Here is a 15,578-nt window from a genome sequence, read left to right on the forward strand (position 1 = left end):
CACGGGACCCTGAAAATCGGGGTCTGGGTGTGTGGGGTGTGAATTGAATACAGGTTTCAACCCCACCCAAACCAGTTACTGGTTGTGTGGTAGGGGTTGGGTAGAGTTACGGCGGTCATGGCGAGAGGGAAACACCCGGTCCCATCCCGAACCCGGAAGTTAAGCCTTTCAGCGCCGATGGTACTGCAACCGAGAGGTTGTGGGAGAGTAGGACGCCGCCGGACAATTATTGAGCGTGTAGGGGCCACCCGTTGGGGTGGCCCCTACACTGCATTTCCCACCCAATATGCTGCCGACCCGACCCCGGGTTGCTGGACCAGGCCCGTCTCGGCTCTGTCACTGGTGCGTGATTGCCCCCGGTGACGGTCCGTTGCCGACCCGTGCCGGCCGGGTGAGGTGTCGGTTGTCGCGCGTTTCAGGTTTCGACGAGGGCCGGTTGGTCGCAGCACGTCGAAACGGGCTTCAGGGGTCGACACCCGCGGCGATGTCGGCCCCACATCCACTTGTCGGTCACGGCCGCCTTTCGCTCACAGACATTATCGCGGCCGGCCTTCTCCACCGTCCGGCGCCACACTCTCGTGCCCCGCCGCGCTGGCTGGAACCGTGAGAGGTGGAGGTGGGAGCGTGGAGTTTTCAGAGTGCGGGGCGGAGGCCCCAGTTCTCCCCAGCGGCATGGAGAGCCATGGGGATCTCAACGAGGTGCGCGTCTCCGGCAGGGTCTCCGGGGAGGTCCAGATGCGCGATCTGCCCAGTGGGGATCGGGTGCTGGCGTTCCGTCTGGTGATCCGAAGACCGTCGGGGCATGTCTCTCGGCAGTCGGTGGACGTGCTCGACTGTGCCGTGTGGAAGACCGGCCTGCAGCGACGGATGACGCGTTGGTCCGAGGGCGACCTGGTCGAGGTGAGCGGAGCCGTGCGACGACGGTTCTACCGCCGAGGTGGGGCGGCCGCGTCCAGGGTCGAGATCGAGGTCGCCGGAGGGCGCCGCCTCAGCCGTCGGGCAGCGCCCGGATGAGCACGCCGAGGCTCGGCTTGGGCTGGAAGGAGGTCGCCTTCTCCGGGAGCAGGTGCCCTCGAGCTGCGGTGGCCATGACCTGGTCGACGGTGGCCGCGGGGAGCAGCACCGACACCGAGCCGGGGTGGCGCGCGGCGAGGGCATCCTCGACGCTGTGGTGATGGTGGATCCCGCGCGGTCCACGCGGTAGGGCGGGGATGACCAGTTCGTGGAACAGGTCCACGGCGGTGTGATCGGCATCCACGGGTAGGCCCAGGCTCAGCCAGGTTCGGCCGTCCGTGACCACGGCGGTGACAGGGGTGAGTGCATCCAGCGGGCGATCATCTTCAACCGGATGATGAGGCAGGCCCAGGATCCGGCAGGCGTTGGCGACGTCCTCCATCCGCACTCCCGAGAGTGTGCGATGGATGGCCCCCAACTGTAGGGGAGTCTCGCTTTGATCGATGAGCATGGCCAGGCCCCGGTCGTGGGACCCGCCGGGGGAGCGTCCCTGTACCCGGAGATAGGCGGCGTAACGGTGATGGCCGTCGGCGATCACCGCGACGCTGTCGGCGAGTTCGTGCTGAACCTCCTGGCGGGTCTGGCCCGGCCGCAGGGCCCAGACCCGGTGATGCTGTTGCTCGTGATCCTCGAAGCTCCACAGTGGCTCACCGGCGCTGATCTCGCCCATCAGCCGTCCCAACCGGGGGCTACCCCGATGGACCAGCAGGATCGGGGCGGGATTGACCTGCATCTCCTCCATCCGGTCGGCGAGTTCGTCGGCCTGCCTTGGGTGCACACCTTCGTGGGGGAACACGGCCTGATCGGAGGAGCGAGTGGTTCGTCGGGTGAGATCCAGGGCGCCCACGAGGCCGCGGACGGTGAGCCCCGTCGCTGTGTACTCGTGGAGGTAGAGGGCGGGCGAGACGTCGCTGCGCAGCCTGTTCCTGTCCTCCCACTGATCCATCCGGTGGGTGACCTGACGCAGGGGCCGGGCGAACAGCCGCCTCGACGCGGGGTCGCCGACCTGTCTGGGCGCCAGTGCTCGCGCGCGGAACGGCAGGAGACGCAGGGGGCCGGCGAGAGACGGAGGCGTCACCACGCTGGCATTCATCCGCGCATCCTAGGAGACCGGCGAAGAACGATCCCGTGTACGCGCCGCGCCATCGGCGGCTGGGGCACCCGGCGGCTGGGGCACCCGGCGGCTCGGGCGGAGATAGCTGCCGCTCATACCCGCCGCGCCTTCGGCGGCTCGGTGGGTGGACTGTCGGTCCCGGGCCCTACTCTGGCGCCATGCTCGCAACGACGTCCGATCCACTGTGCAGCGTCCACGATCTGGTGATGCTCGATCTCGACGGGGTCGTCTACGTCGGCGATCGCGCGGTTCCGGGCGCGCCGGAGGCACTGAGCGCCATCCGCGCTCGAGACACTCGGGTCGCGTTCATCACCAACAACGCCGCGCGCTCGCCCGAGGAAGTGGCCCAACGGCTGGCGAGCCTCGGGGTGGAGGCCGACGCCACCGACGTGGTGACCTCCGCCCAGGCGGCGGCTCGGGTGCTCGCCCAGCGCTGCGGAGTGGGCGCTCGGGTCGCGGTCCTGGGCGGTGGAGGGCTGCGGTCAGCCATCCAGAGAGCGGGTCTGCTTGCCGTCGCGGTCGACGAGGAGGCGGACGCCGTTGTCAGCGGATTCGGTCCGGACGTGCCGTGGCGCGACATCATGCGTGCCGCCGTTCGCATCAAGGACGGTCTGCCCTGGGTGGCCAGCAACGCCGATCTCTCCCTGCCGACCGACTACGGGCAGGCTCCCGGGCACGGCGTCCTGGTGGAGACGCTGCGCCGGTTCTCGGGAGTGGAGCCGGTGATCGCCGGCAAGCCGGCTGCGCCGCTGTTCGACGAGACGATCCGTCGGTGCGGGGGAGAGCGGCCGCTGATGGTGGGTGACCGCCTCGACACCGACATCGCGGGAGCGAGGGCCGCCGGTCTGCCGTCGTTGCTCGTGCTGACCGGTGTGACCGGGCTGGCCGACCTCGTCGCTGCACCACCCGACCAGCGGCCGACGTACCTCGCCGAGGACCTGGGCGGTGTGCTCGAGGCCCACGAAGCACCCCTGGTGCGCGGCGATGCTGTCGAGCTCGGCGGCTGGTCCGGGCGAACCCCGGACGGTGTCCTGCAGGTGGACGGTGCCGGCGTCAGCGCCGACTGGTGGCGAGTGGCGGCGGCCACGGCGTGGCGACATCTCGATGCCACCGGGACCTCCGCACGACTCGACGCGGTAGCCTCACCCGCATGAGCGAGCAGCCACAGGACGGCGCCGCAGCCTCCACCGATGCCGGCTCCCCGGCGATCGGAGAGGTCGGGCTTCCCGAGATCGACGCCGCACTGGCGGAGGTCGGTGGGCTCACCGAGCGCCCGGTCGCCGAACACGTCGAGGTTTTCGAGCGAGCTCAGGACACCCTGCGTCGCACGCTCGAGACCTCCTCGGACGACGGCTGAGGCGGGGATCGTGCCTCCTCGCCGACTGCGTCTCGACGCCGAACTCGTCCGTCGCAGACTGGCCCGCTCCCGAGAGCACGCCAGCGAGATGATCGCCGAACAGCGGGTGCTGGTCGGTGGTGTGCTGGCGGTCAAGCCCGCGACCGGGGTCACCACCGACGTGGCGATCGTGGTGAAGGACGACCCGGATCGCCCGGACTACGTGTCGCGCGGTGGGCACAAGCTGGCCGGTGCCCTGGCCGCGTTCGCGCCCGCTGGTCTGACGGTCTCCGGGCGTCGCTGCCTGGACGCCGGTGCGTCCACCGGCGGGTTCACCGACGTCCTTCTCCGACACGGAGCCGCGCAGGTGGTCGCCGTCGACGTCGGCTACGGCCAGTTGGCCTGGCGCCTGCAGCAGGACGAACGGGTGCAGGTGCACGACCGCACCAACGTGCGCGAACTCAAGTTGGAGACGATCGGCGACCCCGTCGAGGTGGTGGTCGGCGACTTGTCCTTCATCTCGCTCGAACTCGTCCTGGACGCCCTGGTCCGAGTGACCGCGGCCTCGGGTGATCTCGTCCTGATGGTCAAGCCGCAGTTCGAGGTCGGCCGCGAGCGGGTCGGCAAGGGCGGCGTGGTGCGCAGTTCTACGCTTCGCGCAGAGGCGGTCAACTCGGTGGCCGATGCGGCGGCCGGCCGGGGGTGGGGAGCCCGTGCGGTCACGACCAGCCCGCTGCCCGGCCCCTCCGGGAACGTTGAGTTCTTCCTGTGGCTGCGGCAGGGGGCTGCGGAGCTCACCGCCGAGGAGATCGCCCAGGCCGTACACGACAAGGTCGGCCTCGATTCGCCGAACGACGCGGGCGAGGCAGACGACGCGGGGCACGCGAGCCACCCGGGCGAGGCAGGCGACGCGAGCGATCACGACGACGGGCGGGCAAGGTGAGTACGCCGCCGCCCCCGGAGCAGGATCCCGACCGGGCCGAGGGTCGCCGTGTCCTGGTCCTGACCCACACCGGCCGTCCCGAGGCGCGGGCGGTGGCCCTGGCGTTCTGCGAGGCACTCACCGGACACGGCATGACCGTCCGGGTGCCGGCCCAGGAGGCCGTCGATCTGGGCATGGACCCCGCCGGCTACGACCCGCCCATCGAGCTCACCGAACTCGGCGACTCACCGGGGGGCGGGCAGGACGACGTCCATCCGACGCTTGGCTGTGAACTGGTGCTCGTACTGGGTGGAGACGGCACCATCCTGCGCGCCGCGGAGCTCACCCATGGCTGCGGCACCCCGGTGCTCGGGGTCAACCTCGGGCACGTCGGGTTCCTCGCAGAGGCCGAGCACGACGACGTCGAATCGGTCATCCACGCCATCGTCCACCGCCGCTACACCGCGGAGGACCGGCTCACCCTCGAGGTGTGCGTGTTCCGCGACGGCGAGGAGGTCTTCCGGACCTTCGCGCTCAACGAGGCGACGGTGGAGAAGGGCGCCCGCGAGCGGATGCTGGAGCTCGTCGTGGAGATCGACGGCCGGCCGCTGTCCCGCTGGGGGTGCGACGGGGTCGTGTGTGCCACCCCCACCGGTTCGACCGCCTACAGCTTCAGCGCCGGTGGCCCGGTGGTCTGGCCGGGCGTGGAGGCTTTGGTGATGGTGCCGATCAGTGCGCACGCACTGTTCGCCCGTCCGATGGTGGTGGCCCCGACCTCGCGGCTGGCCATCGAGGTGATCGCACGCCCAGACGGAGCGGGCGTGCTGTGGGCGGACGGCCGCCGAGCGGTCGAACTACCTACCGGGGCGCGCATCGAAGTGACCAGAGGCAAGACGCCGGTCCGACTCGTCCGACTCCACGAAGCCCCTTTCACCGACCGGCTGGTGGCCAAGTTCGGCCTCTCCGTCGAAGGCTGGCGTGGAGCCGCCGAGCGCCGGCGCGAGGCACGCAAGGGAGGAACTCGTGCTTGAGGAGATCAGGATCGCGTCGCTCGGAGTGATCGACGCCTCCACGCTGGAGCTCGGTCCCGGGCTGACCGTCGTCACCGGTGAGACCGGTGCCGGCAAGACCATGATCGTGACCGCCCTCGGTCTGCTCCTCGGTGGCCGCGCGGATGCCGGCGCCGTACGCACCGGGCGCAAGCAGGCCCGCGTCGAGGGGGTCGTCGTCACCGAACAACTGCCCGACTTCGCGGCCGCGGTGGACGAGACCGGTGGCGAGGTCGAGGAGGATCGGGTCGTCCTCGCGCGCACCGTGGCCGCCGAGGGCCGATCACGAGCCTTCGTGGGCGGCGCGGCCGTCCCCATCGCCACCCTGGGCGGGCTGTCCTCGCCGCTGGTGGCGGTGCACGGGCAGTCCGACCAGCATCGGCTGCTGCGGGCCCGCGCCCAGCGAGAGGCACTGGACCGCTTCGGCGGCGAGGACCTCGGTGCGCTACTGGCCACCTACCGCACGCTGTACGACGAGTTGGCCGCCACCGAGCAGGAACTCGGCGAAGTGGTCGCCTCAGCCCGGGAACGCGCCCGTGAGGCCGACCTGCTCCGCTTCGGCCTGGGCGAGATCGAGGCCGTCGACCCGCAGCCCGGCGAGGACGACGAACTGGCTGCCGAAGAGACCCGGTTGGGCTTCTCAGACACCCTCCGAGGCGCCGCCGAGCAGGCCCGGGAGGCGCTGTCCAGCGACACCGTGGGCGCCCCGGACGCGCTCGCGGCCACCTCGACCGCGCGCGGTCTGCTGGACGGCGTACGCGATCACGACCAGGAGGCCGGTGAGCTGGCCGACCGGTTGGCCGAGGTCACCTACCTGCTCTCCGATGTGGCGGCCGACGTCGCCTCCTACGCCGCCCGCATCGAGACGGACCCGGCCCGGCTGGCGACCGTCTCCGAACGGCGCGCGATGCTCACGGCGCTGACCCGCAAGTACGGCGACACCGCGGCGGAGGTGCTGGCCTGGGCGGAGCGGGCCTCGAAACGACTGCTCGAGCTGGACGGCACCGACGACCGGATCCAGGTCCTCCGCGGTGAGCAGGAACGGCTGCGGGGGGAGCTCGCACACGCTGCCGGCGCGCTCTCGCAGGCACGCACGCGCGCCGCCGAGAGCTTGGCGGAGGAGGTGACCGATGAGCTCGGGCTGCTGGCGATGCCGCACGCCCGGGTGGCGATCGAGGTGCGTCAGCAGGAGACGAAGGAGCCGGCCACGACCTCGGCGGAGGAGCCCTCGGACCGCACCCCGGGTGGGGCGGAGGGGGAGGAGCGGGTCCCGCTGCTGGTCGGGGACCGTTGGCTGCGGTTCGGCCGTAGTGGCGTCGACGAGGTCGAGTTCCTGCTCGCCGCCAACACCGGCAGCGAGCCACGCCCCCTGCACAAGGGTGCCTCCGGCGGTGAGTTGTCCCGGGTGATGCTGGCCCTGGAGGTTTCACTGGCCGGCACCAGTCCGGTCCCGACGTTCGTCTTCGACGAGGTGGATGCGGGGGTCGGGGGAGCGGCGGCGGTCGAGATCGGACGCCGACTGGCCCAGTTGGCCCGGTCGGCACAGGTGCTCGTCGTCACCCACCTGCCGCAGGTGGCGGCGTACGCCGATGCGCACGTGGTCGTGGAGAAGGCCAGCGACGGCACCGTGACCAGTTCGGGGTTGACCCGGCTCGACGAGGCCGGCCGCGAGCGTGAGCTCTCCCGGATGCTGGCGGGATTGGCCGACTCCGACACGGCGCTCGCACATGCCCGCGAACTGCTCGAGGTCGCCCAGCCGGCCCGCGCTCTCGCCTGAGCCCGGGCCACCGGCCCGCGTCTGCTGCGCGCCGCCATCCGGCCGCGCCGCCGCCTCGTGGCGCCTCGACGAGCCTCTGACCTGCCCTCGACACTCTGTCCTCCAGACTCCGCCAAGCCGGCACCGCGTCCGGTGGGGTTCGCGACGGCGACCAGCGGTGGCTCCAGGCTGAGCAGACCCGGCCCGCGGGCGCCCGCCGGGACCGCTCAACGGTCGAGCTCCGCAAGGGCACGGCCGCAGCCGGCCGCGGCGGTGACGCCGACTCGGCGAAGGCGACCCAGATCACGGCCACCGGTCGCGACCTGGGCGCGTCAGGAATCGAAGCTTCCACCCGGCTGGGATAGGATCGAGACCCATGAAGTCGGGCTCCCAGACCAAGCACGTGTTCGTTACCGGGGGCGTCGCCTCCTCTCTCGGCAAGGGCCTGACGGCTTCGAGCCTCGGCCGCCTCCTCCGCTCTCGCGGACTGCGGGTCACCATGCAGAAGCTGGACCCCTACCTCAACGTCGACCCCGGCACGATGAACCCCTTCCAGCACGGCGAGGTGTTCGTCACCGAGGACGGTGCGGAGACCGATCTGGACATCGGTCACTACGAGCGGTTCCTCGACACCGACCTGTCCGGCAAGGCCAACGTCACGACCGGTCAGGTCTACTCCACGGTGATCGCCAAGGAGCGCCGCGGTGACTACCTCGGCGAGACGGTGCAGGTGATCCCGCACATCACCAACGAGATCCGCGACCGGATGCTCGCCATGGACGGCGACGACGTCGACGTCGTGATCACCGAGATCGGCGGCACCGTCGGCGACATCGAGTCCCTGCCGTTCCTCGAGGCCGCCCGCGAGGCGCGTCAGCAGATCGGTCGCACCAACTGCTTCTTCGTGCACGTCTCGCTGGTGCCGTACATCGGGCCCTCCAAGGAGCTGAAGACCAAGCCCACCCAGCACTCGGTCGCTGCCCTGCGTCAGGTCGGCATCCAGCCCGACGCGGTGGTGTGCCGTGCCGACCGCGATCTGCCGGAGGGGATCAAGAGCAAGATCGCGCTGATGTGTGACGTCGACTCCGAGGCGGTCATCACCTGCGCCGACGCGCCCTCCATCTACGACATCCCCAAGGTGCTGCACCGTGAGGGCCTGGACGCGTACGTCGTCCGCCGGCTCGACCTGCCCTTCCGCGATGTCGACTGGACCGTCTGGGACGACCTGCTCCGCCGGGTGCACCACCCCAAGGAGGAGATCACCGTCGCCCTGGTCGGCAAGTACATCGACCTGCCCGACGCCTACCTCTCGGTGGCCGAGGCCCTGCGCGCCGGCGGCTTCGCCAACGAGGCCAGGGTCGAGCTGCGCTGGATCCCCTCCGACGAGTGCGAGACGCCCGCGGGAGCGGCCAAGCACCTGCACGACGTCGACGCGGTCTGCGTGCCCGGCGGGTTCGGCATCCGCGGCCTGGAGGGCAAGCTGGGGGCGCTCACCTACGCGCGCACCCACCAGATCCCGACCCTCGGGCTGTGCCTCGGCCTCCAGTCGATGGTGATCGAGTACGCCCGCCAGGTGCTGGGCCTGGAGAAGGCGGACTCCACCGAGTTCGACCCGGAGACGCCGGAGCCGGTGATCGCGACGATGGCCGAGCAGCACGCCTTCGTCGAGGGCGCTGGCGACCTGGGCGGCACCATGCGGCTCGGTCGCTACCCCGCCGTCCTGCGCAAGGGATCGGTGGCGGCCGAGGCCTACGGTGCCACCGACATCGACGAGCGGCACCGCCACCGCTACGAGGTCAACAACGCCTACCGGGAGCCGCTGGAGAAGGCCGGCCTGGTCTTCTCCGGCACCTCCCCGGACAACAACCTGGTCGAGTTCGTCGAACTGCCGCGCGAGGTGCACCCCTACTACGTCGGCACCCAGGCCCACCCCGAGCTCAAGTCCCGACCGACCCGGCCGCACCCGCTGTTCTCGGGTCTGGTGAAGGCCGCGATCGTGCGCCAGAAGGATCAGCGCTTCCCGATCGACGAGGACGGTCTCTACCGCGACGCCGACGAGGCGTGACCCGGGTGGGGGTGCCACTGCGCGACGAGGACCAGCGCTGGCCGGTGGTCTCCACGACCGACCTGCATCGGGACGAGTGGGTGGTGGCGCTGCGTGCCGACGAGATCCAACGGCCCGGTGCGGAGGATGAGAGACCGTTCCGCCGGCTGGTGCTCGAGCACCCCGGCGCCGCCGTCGTGCTCGCACTGGACGAGGAGCACAAGGTGGTGTGCCTGCGGCAGTACCGCCATGCCGCGGCCCGGCGCTTCGTCGAACTCCCGGCCGGACTCTGCGACGCCGTGGGGGAGGACCCCCTGGAGGTGGCCCGCCGCGAACTGCGCGAGGAGGCACAGGTCTCGGCAGCCGAGTGGACGCACCTGACCTCGGCGTACTCCTCGCCGGGGCTGTCCGCGGAGCTCATCCACTACTACCTGGCCACCGAGCTCACCCCGGTGGACCGCGGCGACTTCGAGCTGGTGCACGAGGAGGCCGACATGGAGCTCCTCCGGGTGCCGTTCGCAGAGCTGTACGACGCCGTACTCGCCGGCCGGGTGACCGACGCCCCGCTGGTCGTGGCGGTGCTCATGGTCCGGGCGCGCGGTCTCGCCTGAAATACACTCACGCCATGACCACCCCCACGACCTCCTCCGCGCCCGTCCGCGCGGTGCAGGTGTATCTCGACCACCTGAGCGTGGAGCGGGGACTCGCGGCGAACACGCTGGCTTCCTACCGCCGGGACCTGCGGCGCTATCTGGGCTACCTCGGCCGGGAGGGCATCGAGGACCTGGATGCGATCGGCGAGCAGACAGTGGCCGGCTTCCTGGTGAGCCTGCGGGAGGGGGACGCCGAGCATCCGCCGTTGGGGGCGAGCTCGGCCGCGCGCACGGTCGTGGCGGTGCGCGGGTTCCACCGGTTCGCTGTGGCCGACGGCCTCGCCCGGCTCGATCCGGCGGAGGGGGTACGCCCGCCGAGGCCGGCCAAGCGGCTGCCCAAGGCGCTGCCCCTGAACGATGTCGAACGGATCCTGGAGGCCGCCGGTGCGCCCGGCACGACCCTCGCGCTGCGCGATCGAGCGCTGCTGGAGGTGCTCTACGGCACCGGGGCGCGGATCTCGGAGGCGGTCGGGCTCGATGTCGACGACCTCGATCCCGTCGAGGGCACGGTGCTGTTGAGCGGCAAGGGCGGCAAGCAGCGGCTGGTGCCGCTGGGCTCCTACGCCCGGGAGGCCGTGGACAGCTACCTGGTCCGGGGGCGTCCGGATCTGGCGACCCCGGCGACCCCGGGCGGAGCGCTGTTCCTCAATGCCCGCGGCGGCCGGCTCTCCCGGCAGTCGGCCTGGACGGTGCTGGTCAGGGCCGCGGATCGGGCCGGGGTGAGCGCGGACGTGTCGCCGCACACGTTGCGGCACTCCTTCGCCACCCACCTGCTGGACGGCGGTGCCGACGTCCGCGTCGTGCAGGAACTGCTCGGCCACGCCTCGGTCACCACCACCCAGATCTACACCCTGGTGACCGTCGACAACCTGCGCGAGGTGTTCGCGACCGCGCACCCGCGAGCGAGAGGATGACCTTGACCACCCCATTCGCCGGCTGGCAGCGCCCCGGCAGCCACCGGGACGCCGCCCGCCGGGTGCGCATCGCGGGAGCGGCACCGACGTTCGGACACCTCGCATGACGGCGTCGTGGGTCCCAGAGGTCGGCACCAGCCCCGACGACGTCTACCTCGCGGTCTCCGGGTGGACCGAGGACCGCGGCCTGGCTCTCTACCCCCACCAGGACGAGGCGATCATGGAGCTGCTGGCCGGCAGCAACGTCGTGCTCGCAACACCCACGGGGTCGGGGAAGTCGCTGGTGGCGGTGGGCGCGCACGCGGCGGCACTGGCCGATGACCGGGTCTCCTTCTACACCGCACCGATCAAGGCGCTGGTGAGCGAGAAGTTCTTCGACCTGTGCGAGGTCTTCGGCGCCGACAACGTCGGCATGCTCACCGGCGACGCCGCGGTGAACGCCGACGCCCCCATCATCTGCTGCACCGCGGAGATCCTCGCCAACATCGCCCTCCGCGAAGGCTCGTCGGCAGACGTCGGACTGGTCGTGATGGACGAGTTCCACTTCTACGCCGAACCCGACCGGGGCTGGGCCTGGCAGGTGCCGCTGCTGGCGCTGCCGCAGGCGCAGTTCCTGCTGATGTCGGCGACGCTGGGTGACACCACCGGACTCCGCGAGGACCTCACCCGCCGCAACGGTCGCGAGAGCGTCCTGGTGGATCAGGCGGAGCGACCCGTCCCGCTCGACTTCAGCTACGCGATGACCCCGCTGCCGGAGACCCTGGAAGAACTGGTCAGCACCGGTCAGGCCCCCGTGTACGTCGTCCACTTCACCCAGGCGGCCGCGGTCGAGCACGCCACCTCGCTGCTCACCACCCCGGTGGCGGGCCGCCCCCAGGACGAGCTGCTCGAACGGTTGGCCGGCGTACGCTTCGGCGCGGGGTTCGGCAAGACCCTCTCCAAGCTGTTGCGCAAGGGGATCGGCGTACACCATGCCGGCATGCTGCCGCGCTACCGGCGGCTGGTCGAACAACTGGCCCAGCGCGGGCTGCTCCGGGTCATCTGCGGCACCGACACCCTCGGCGTGGGCATCAACGTGCCGATCCGGACCGTGCTCTTCACCGGTCTGGCGAAGTTCGACGGGCAGCGTCAGCGGGTGCTGCGCCAGCGGGAGTTCCAGCAGATCGCAGGCCGTGCCGGACGGGCCGGCTTCGACACCATCGGCTTCGTCGTGGTGCAGGCTCCCGTGCACGTGATCGCGAACGAGGCCGCCAAGGCCAAGGCAGTTGCCCGTCAGGCGGCGGGCAAGAAGCGGAGCAAGGCCCAGTTGAAGAAGCCGGCCGAGGGCACCGTCGTGTGGAGCGAGCAGACCTTCGAGAAGCTCGTGCACGGGACACCGGAGCCGCTGGTGAGCCGGATGAAGGTCGACAACGCGATGATCCTCAACGTCGTCGCGCGGGCCGAGGACGCCTTCCCGGTGCTGCGCCGGATCCTGTTCGACAATCACGAGACCCGGCGCAACCAGCTCCGGCTTGCGCGGCGGGCGTTGCGGTTGACCCGATCGCTGGTGCACTCCGGCGTGCTGCGTCGGCTGGAGGCCCCCGATGCGGACGGCCGACGCTATGTCCTCACCGAGGAGCTGCCGGCCGACTTCGCGCTCAACCAACCGCTCGCGCACTTCGCCCTGGCCGCGTTGGACACGCTCACGCCCCCGGAGGAGCGAGCCGACGCCTCGGCGTACACCCTCGAAGTCGTCTCCGTCGTCGAAGCCGTGCTGGAGGCGCCACGCCAGGTGCTCTTCGCCCAGCAGCACGAGGCGCGCGGGGTGGCCATCAACGAGCTGAAGGCCGACGGGGTGGAGTACGACGAGCGGATGGCCCTGATCGAGGAGATCACCTGGCCCAAGCCGATGGCCGAGCAGCTCGAGGCGCTCTACGAGATCTACCGGCGCCGCCACCCGTGGCTGCGCGAGGACGCCCTGGATCCCAAGGCGATCGTGCGGGAGATGTACGAGCAGGGGATGAGCTTCTCCGACTTCTGCCGCCGCTACCAGTTGGCCCGCTCGGAGGGGCTGGTGCTGCGTTACCTCACCGACGCCTATCGCACCTTCCGTCACACCCTGCCCGACTCGGTCCGCACCCCCGAGGTGGAGGACCTGATCGAGTGGCTGGGCGAGACCATCCGGCAGACCGACTCCTCACTGCTCGACGAGTGGGAGGCACTCTCCGACCCCGACCACGTCGACCCCGCAGCGGTCGGCGGGTACGTCGGGCATCACGAGCCGCCGCCCAGCCCCCGTCCGATCAGCCAGCAGGAGCGCGCCTTCACCGTGATGGTGCGCAACGCGATGTGGGCGAGGGTGGACGCGGTCTCGCGCGACGACCTGGACTCGCTGGTGCGCCTGGAGCGCTCCGCCGCGGACCGGGTCGAGCCGGCGCGGGCGGTCGTGATGGGCCGCTCGTCGTGGGACGACGCCCTGGAGGCCTACTACGCCGAGCACGACTCGGTCGGCATCACCGCGGACTCACGCTCACCCAAGCTCCTCACCTGGTCGGCGGAGCGCGGTCTGCCCGCCGGCGTCGACCCCGAGGACCCCGACGCGCGGTTGTGGCGACTGACCCAGACCATCGACGACCCGGCCGGCGACCATGACTGGGTGATCGAAGCGACCGCCGACCTCGATGCCTCGGACGAGACCGGCGAACTGGTGCTCCAGGCCGTCACATTCCGTCGGCTGTGACCGGGGACTGAGACGCGGACGGTCACTCCGAGCGGGGCTCGGCGGCGAAGGTGCCGGGCGAGAGCCCGGTGACGGCGCGGAAGTCGCGGGAGAGGTGGGCCTGGTCGGTGTAGCCGAGCTCCGCCGCGACCCGGGCCAGGTCGCCGCGTCGTCCGGTCGCGGCGCCGGCGCGCAGCCGTCCGGCCACCTCGTGCAGCCGACGGCGCTGGATGAGCCACTTGGGGGTGAGCCCCACCCGACGGGCCAGCAGACGCTGCAGCGAGCGTTCTGACCGACCGGTCCGCTCCGAGAGCTGATCGACCCGCAGGACGTCGTCGTGCTCCTCGACGAACTCCACGATCCGGTTGACCAGGACCCCCTCCTCGTCGACCGGCAGGAGGCTGCGCAGTGCCTCTGCGATCACGGCGACCGCTTCGCGCCGGCGGTCCTCCGACTCCGGATCCCCGGCCATCAGGTCACGGATCCGTGCGACCACATCGTCTGCGGCGGGGAACCGGGTCATGGTGAGATCGCGATGGGTGTCGCGCAGTTCGGCCACCGGGGCACCGAGCAGGGGCTCGCCGGCAGCCGGTTGCAGCATCGCTCCCACCACCCAGCCGGAGTCGCGGAGCTCCTGGGTGGCCAGCCCGGTGTGCGGCCCCACCAACCGCGCGTAGGACGGCCCCACGACCACCTGGCACACGGGATACTGGAGCACCCGCTGGACGCTGACCTCGCCGGGAGGAAGTGACCACACCGGCACCCAGAACCGCCGGATCACCTCGGTCAGGTCGGCGGGGGCGGCGTACCGGTGCAGCGGTGGGCTGAAGCCGTGGGCGTCCATGAGGTGGGCGCGCTCGACCAGGTCGGGCGAGGGTTCCTCGGGCCGTTCGGGCACGTGACGGATTCTTACAAGCAATCCGTCTCGGCGCACGCCAGGCTGGTGGCATGCAGACCACCAGTGTGCTGGACCAGTACCGCCTCGCCGCCCGCCGGATCGACGAGGTCGCCGGGAGAGGCGGGGACTGGGCGGGCCAGAGCCCGTGTGAGCAGTGGACCGCCGTCGAGGTGATCGACCACCTGATCGACACCGAGAGGGATTTCCTCGGCCGGTTCGCGACCCTGCCGGAGGCTCCCGAGGGTGATCCGGCGATGCGGTGGGCCGCCCATGTCGAGACCGCCGTCGGGCTGCTCGCCCCGGAGCTGCTGGCGCGCGAGTTCGACGGCTTCTTCGGCCCCACCACGGTGGAGGCGGTGTGGCGGGAGTTCTACGCATGGGACGTTCTGGTGCACCGCTGGGACCTGGGGGTCGCCCTCGGACAGTCGGTGCGGCTCGACGACGCCGAGCTCGACGAGATCGAGGCCGCTCTCCCGTCGCCCGGCGAGCCGAAGTACGACGCCTTCTACAGCCCCGGGATCTGCGCCGCCCCACTTCCCGTCCCTGCGGACGCCGACAGGCAGACCCGGGTGCTCGCCCGCCTCGGACGGGCGGCCTGAGCCGGAACACTTGCCGACGCCGCTGTTGCGGCCGCCGTGAAGGAGCGGACCGAGCAGCTGTCGTCGCGGTGCCCAACCACCACCGGCCCACCAGCGCCCCGCCGGAACACCGCGCGCCACGGCAGCTCGTGCGCCGGCACGCCCTAGGCTCGCGGGATGAGCGATGTCGAGGTACGGGACAACCCGGGACAGCAGCGGTTCGAGGCCTGGCTGGATGGTGAACGGGCCGGGTTCGCCGAATACCGCGTGAGCGGGGAGGTGGCGACCTTCACCCACACCGAGGTCGATGAGCGGTTCGGCGGACGCGGTGTGGGCGGCGCCCTGGCGCGCGGGGCCCTGGACGCCGTCCGAGAGCGCGGGCTCGGCGTACGGCCGCTGTGCCCCTTCATCCGCGGGTGGATCGAGAAGCATCCCGACTACCAGGACCTCGTCGGACAGCGATGAAGCGAGACCGCGTGCTTCCACAGATCTCTGCACAGCGTGAGGTCGGTCTGTGCACGGTGGGAAGGGGCCCGTCCACAGGCGACGTGGTGCAGCCGACAGATCGCGGCACCCGCCTTGTGGCCGCGGACCACGCACGC

General features: G+C 71.1%; 14 protein-coding genes and 1 rRNA gene. 13 read left to right on the plus strand and 2 right to left on the minus strand.

Annotation, left to right across the window (positions count from 1 at the left end; all coding sequences use genetic code 11):
* Positions 1-107 precede the first annotated feature (107 nt).
* Together rrf and G515_RS0114595 are read left to right on the plus strand one after the other, a co-directional pair.
* Positions 108-224 (plus strand): 5S ribosomal RNA (rrf, locus tag G515_RS0114590).
* A gap of 400 nt (positions 225-624) precedes the next feature.
* Positions 625-1,014 carry a single-stranded DNA-binding protein gene (locus G515_RS0114595; protein ID WP_245565424.1) on the plus strand — a complete coding sequence of 130 codons (390 nt, stop codon included), beginning with the start codon at positions 625-627 and terminating at the stop codon, positions 1,012-1,014.
* Here the strand turns inward: G515_RS0114595 and G515_RS0114600 are convergent.
* On the minus strand, positions 989-2,107 hold the full coding sequence (locus G515_RS0114600; RefSeq protein ID WP_028660727.1) for a DUF1015 family protein: 1,119 nt from the start codon (positions 2,105-2,107) through the stop codon (positions 989-991). The two genes, G515_RS0114595 and G515_RS0114600, sit on opposite strands and share 26 nt — an antisense overlap.
* 179 nt (positions 2,108-2,286) lie before the next feature.
* Between G515_RS0114600 and G515_RS21660 the strand changes: the two genes are divergently transcribed.
* The 9 genes from G515_RS21660 (at position 2,287) to G515_RS0114645 (ending at position 13,521) form a co-directional block, all read left to right on the plus strand.
* Complete coding sequence (locus G515_RS21660) at positions 2,287-3,282, plus strand: HAD-IIA family hydrolase (RefSeq protein WP_036555864.1); 996 nt, start codon at positions 2,287-2,289, stop codon at positions 3,280-3,282.
* Complete coding sequence (locus G515_RS0114610; RefSeq protein WP_028660728.1) at positions 3,279-3,485, plus strand: hypothetical protein; 207 nt, start codon at positions 3,279-3,281, stop codon at positions 3,483-3,485. Before G515_RS21660 ends, G515_RS0114610 begins: the two co-directional genes overlap by 4 nt.
* Before the next feature lie 10 nt (positions 3,486-3,495).
* The gene (locus G515_RS21665) at positions 3,496-4,407 is read left to right on the plus strand and encodes a TlyA family RNA methyltransferase (RefSeq protein WP_084653624.1); all 912 of its coding nucleotides are present in this window, start codon (positions 3,496-3,498) and stop codon (positions 4,405-4,407) included.
* Positions 4,404-5,417 carry an NAD kinase gene (locus G515_RS21670; protein ID WP_051218449.1) on the plus strand — a complete coding sequence of 338 codons (1,014 nt, stop codon included), beginning with the start codon at positions 4,404-4,406 and terminating at the stop codon, positions 5,415-5,417. The genes G515_RS21665 and G515_RS21670 overlap by 4 nt, the downstream gene beginning before the upstream one ends.
* Positions 5,410-7,212, plus strand: coding sequence for a DNA repair protein RecN (gene recN, locus G515_RS0114625; protein WP_028660729.1), 1,803 nt, complete (start codon positions 5,410-5,412; stop codon positions 7,210-7,212). Before G515_RS21670 ends, recN begins: the two co-directional genes overlap by 8 nt.
* A gap of 355 nt (positions 7,213-7,567) precedes the next feature.
* Complete coding sequence (locus G515_RS0114630) at positions 7,568-9,256, plus strand: CTP synthase (protein ID WP_028660730.1); 1,689 nt, start codon at positions 7,568-7,570, stop codon at positions 9,254-9,256.
* Positions 9,253-9,846 (plus strand): NUDIX domain-containing protein, encoded by a 594-nt coding sequence (locus tag G515_RS0114635; RefSeq protein WP_245565425.1) that lies wholly within the window; start codon positions 9,253-9,255, stop codon positions 9,844-9,846. Before G515_RS0114630 ends, G515_RS0114635 begins: the two co-directional genes overlap by 4 nt.
* A 14-nt stretch (positions 9,847-9,860) precedes the next feature.
* Positions 9,861-10,802, plus strand: a complete 942-nt coding sequence (xerD, locus tag G515_RS0114640; protein ID WP_028660732.1) for a site-specific tyrosine recombinase XerD — start codon at positions 9,861-9,863, stop codon at positions 10,800-10,802.
* Positions 10,803-10,905: 103 nt separating this feature from the next.
* Entirely contained in the window at positions 10,906-13,521 is a 2,616-nt protein-coding gene (locus tag G515_RS0114645; RefSeq protein ID WP_028660733.1) for a DEAD/DEAH box helicase, read from the plus strand.
* Positions 13,522-13,543: 22 nt separating this feature from the next.
* On the opposite strand, the gene G515_RS23945 is transcribed toward G515_RS0114645, so the two are convergent.
* On the minus strand, positions 13,544-14,398 hold the full coding sequence (locus G515_RS23945) for a helix-turn-helix domain-containing protein (RefSeq protein WP_028660734.1): 855 nt from the start codon (positions 14,396-14,398) through the stop codon (positions 13,544-13,546).
* 50 nt (positions 14,399-14,448) lie between these two features.
* Here G515_RS23945 and G515_RS0114655 point away from each other — a divergent pair, with 50 nt between their 5' ends.
* Both G515_RS0114655 and G515_RS0114660 read left to right on the plus strand, forming a co-directional pair.
* On the plus strand, positions 14,449-14,997 hold the full coding sequence (locus G515_RS0114655) for a maleylpyruvate isomerase N-terminal domain-containing protein (RefSeq protein WP_028660735.1): 549 nt from the start codon (positions 14,449-14,451) through the stop codon (positions 14,995-14,997).
* A 156-nt stretch (positions 14,998-15,153) separates the two neighbouring features.
* Entirely contained in the window at positions 15,154-15,441 is a 288-nt protein-coding gene (locus G515_RS0114660) for a GNAT family N-acetyltransferase (protein WP_028660736.1), read from the plus strand.
* Positions 15,442-15,578 lie beyond the last annotated feature (137 nt).

The organism is Nocardioides insulae DSM 17944, from assembly GCF_000422825.1.
GTDB lineage: Bacteria > Actinomycetota > Actinomycetes > Propionibacteriales > Nocardioidaceae > Nocardioides > Nocardioides insulae.

Excerpts from the sequence above, each read along its gene's own strand:
- G515_RS0114600 (WP_028660727.1), bottom strand. The coding sequence starts at position 2,107 with ATGAATGCCAGCGTGGTGACGCCTCCGTCTCTCGCCGGCCCCCTGCGT.
- G515_RS0114630 (WP_028660730.1), top strand. The coding sequence starts at position 7,568 with ATGAAGTCGGGCTCCCAGACCAAGCACGTGTTCGTTACCGGGGGCGTC.
- xerD (WP_028660732.1), top strand. The coding sequence starts at position 9,861 with ATGACCACCCCCACGACCTCCTCCGCGCCCGTCCGCGCGGTGCAGGTG.
- G515_RS21660 (WP_036555864.1), top strand. The coding sequence starts at position 2,287 with ATGCTCGCAACGACGTCCGATCCACTGTGCAGCGTCCACGATCTGGTG.
- G515_RS0114660 (WP_028660736.1), top strand. The coding sequence starts at position 15,154 with ATGAGCGATGTCGAGGTACGGGACAACCCGGGACAGCAGCGGTTCGAG.
- G515_RS0114645 (WP_028660733.1), top strand. The coding sequence starts at position 10,906 with ATGACGGCGTCGTGGGTCCCAGAGGTCGGCACCAGCCCCGACGACGTC.
- G515_RS0114610 (WP_028660728.1), top strand. The coding sequence starts at position 3,279 with ATGAGCGAGCAGCCACAGGACGGCGCCGCAGCCTCCACCGATGCCGGC.
- G515_RS0114655 (WP_028660735.1), top strand. The coding sequence starts at position 14,449 with ATGCAGACCACCAGTGTGCTGGACCAGTACCGCCTCGCCGCCCGCCGG.